Annotated in this window: 2 protein-coding genes; both read right to left on the bottom strand. The window is 61.1% G+C overall.

Annotated features, from left to right (window positions below):
* Positions 1-113 precede the first annotated feature (113 nt).
* A complete protein-coding gene (locus tag U5709_RS04270) occupies positions 114-884 on the bottom strand; it encodes an ATP-binding protein (protein WP_321972871.1) in 771 nt (256 codons plus the stop codon).
* The gene (istA, locus tag U5709_RS04275) at positions 878-2,488 is read right to left on the bottom strand and encodes an IS21 family transposase (RefSeq protein WP_321972872.1); all 1,611 of its coding nucleotides are present in this window, start codon (positions 2,486-2,488) and stop codon (positions 878-880) included. The genes U5709_RS04270 and istA overlap by 7 nt, the downstream gene beginning before the upstream one ends.
* Between the last annotated feature and the right edge of the window lie 130 nt (positions 2,489-2,618).

A 2,618-nucleotide genomic window follows, 5' to 3' on the forward strand; every position in this document is an offset into this window, starting at 1 on the left:
CCCCGGAACCGATCCGGAGCAAATACTCGGGACTCGGCGGCAAAAAGCCCATGAGTGAGTAGTAAGCCTTCGCGGTACCGCCAGTCAGCAAATGACGGTACCGCGAATCGGCTTTAGTTGGTACTAGCTTCCTCCTCTTGTTTTTTCTTGGCGAAGTATTCACGCATGTTTGGCCCGTCGAGGTCAAGATACCTCGCCGTTGAACCGGTACGTCCCAAAATCGAGTCGGCCATAAGCTCTCCCTCGATGCGCAGATACCACTCGTTGGGCTCAAGCTGAGAGGCGATGAGCGTCGCCCCGGTCCCCTCCCTCGCCTCGAGTATCTCGAACAGGTCTATGGCGTTTTCCGTGGTTATCGGCGTCGTCATGAAGTCATCCATTATGAGGACCTTCACCGTCTTGAACTCGTCTATCCTCTCGTAGTAGCTCCCATCGCAGGCGGCGCGCGCCTGGTTCAGGTCCGCGAATATGTCGGCAAGCCGGCGGTAACGGACGGAATGAAGGTTGCGGCAAGCCGCGTTGCCGAGCGCCTGGGCGACGTAGCTTTTGCCGCACCCCGTCTTTGAGATTATGACGACGACCTCGTTGTCCTCAACCCACTTGCAGGACGCAAGGCGCGTGATGCGGTCCTTGCTCAGCTTCCGTTCGGGCAGATAGACTATCTCCTCGACGCAGGCGTCGGCCAGCTTGAACCCGGCCGCCTTGTTCAGCTTCTGGATCTTGTTCGTGACCTTCGCGTTGACCTGGGCGTCTATCATCTCCTTGACCTTCTCCTCGAACGTCATCGAGTCGTAGGCGGGGTCGTCTATGATCTCTCTGAGCTTGTTGCCCATGGCGGTGCACCTGAACTCCTTGAACCTGGCGAAGTCCTCCTCGGTCAGCATGCGGCCTCACCCCCTTTTGTCCGCCTGTACGCGTCCGCCCCACGAAGCCGGCCGGCGCTCTTCGCGTTGTCGACGACCCGCGGTCTTGCGCCTTTTGCGGCAGGGGGGTTGGCGGCTCCGTCGTGGCGCTCGGCGTCCCGCATCGCCAATATCGCGTTCTTGAGCCCTGTGTAGCTGGGGACGGCGGCAAGCTCGTTCGACCTGGCGCAGGCGCGCTCGAGATAGCGGGGGCCATATTGCTTGGCAAGCCCCAGCATGTTGCGGCAAGGGACGAGGGCCTGCTCCACGACCGGTCTTGAGGCCAAGACCGCGCGTATGGCGGCCTCGGTCTCTGGCCCGACCTTTGCCGCCCATGAGGTGAACCTGTCAGGCGACCAAGGCGATTCCACCTCCCTGTGGTTTGCGGGCATATGCTCGACGACGGTGGGGTACTGGCTCTTCCTGCCGAACAGCCGCGCGTGCTCGGCGACGAGGTCGCCGCCGTCAAAGATGCGCGCCTCGCCGGCCGACACGCGCGCATCGACGGTCCTGCCGATGAGGGCGTGGGGCACTGAATAGTGCATGTAGTCTATGCGGACGTGGTAGTTCGGCGCGACCTTGCATCGTCGCCACTCGCAAAGCTCGAAGCGCTCCGCGGGGAGCGGCAGCAGCTCTTCGGCCTCCCTGTCGAGAAAAGCCTCGCGCCTCGAGCCCTCCTTGTCGGAAAACGGCCTGTCGTTGAGCCAGGCGACGCGCTCGGCGCAATACTCGTTGAACTCGTCCAAGGTATAGAATATGAGCTCGTTGGAGGGCGCTATCACCCATTCTTCGACAAGGTTGACGGTTGACTCGGCCAGGCCCTTGTCGCGCGGAGCCCTAATCCGCGCGGGCACCACCGCCGCCCCATAGTGCTCGGCGAATCTGCCGTAGTCCTTGTTGACGAGCGTGACATAGACCGACCCCCGGTCGGTGGCAGTGGCGCAGTTGTCGGGAATGAGCATTCGGGGCGTTCCGCCAAACGCCTCGAATGCCTCCATTTGCCCGTCAAGCCACGATGCCTGCTTCATGTCGGTAAAACCGCCAGCCCAAAAGAATGCGGAATGAGGCAACGCCACCACCAGCACGTGCACTTTTGTGATTTTCCCAGTAACTCGATCCGTCAGCTTGGCGGCGTCTCCCGCCCAATCGATATAGGCTTTCTCGCCGGCGACGTGGGCGAAGTGCCTTGCCGCGCCAGTGGAGCCCGCCTCTTTTGCGAACATGTCGCAAAAGGTTTGGTAGGAGTAGGCGGCCATCCCCGCGGACGCCGCCATGTCGCAATACTCTCCCCACATGAGCTTCACCGGCAGCTTGCGGTTCCTCTTCTTGCGCTCGACGAGGTCCTCCATGTCAGGCTGGAGGTAGGCGTCATCCTTTTTGCGCCCGGCCTGTCTCTTGGGGAAGAACGTGTCGTCGATGGCCGCCGCATCCATCGCCATGACGTCCGCGAACCCGAGGCCGTGATTCGAGACCGCCTTTGCGGCGGCGGAAACGTCTCGCTTGCTGACGTGCAATGTTGCCGCGATCGCGTCTTGGCTGGAGCCTCCCTTCAATAGAGCCAGGAGGATTTGCTTGTTCTTGGACATAAGCATGCCCCTTTCTGTGACTGGCGCCCCTTATTGGACGCTCCGCACAGATTCTAGGGCGGTACCATCATTGGCTTACCTCCGGTACCAGAATTTGCTGACTGTCGGTACCACTAATGCTTACTACTCA

It is taken from the genome of Paratractidigestivibacter sp. (genome assembly GCF_963660155.1).
Lineage (GTDB): Bacteria > Actinomycetota > Coriobacteriia > Coriobacteriales > Atopobiaceae > Paratractidigestivibacter.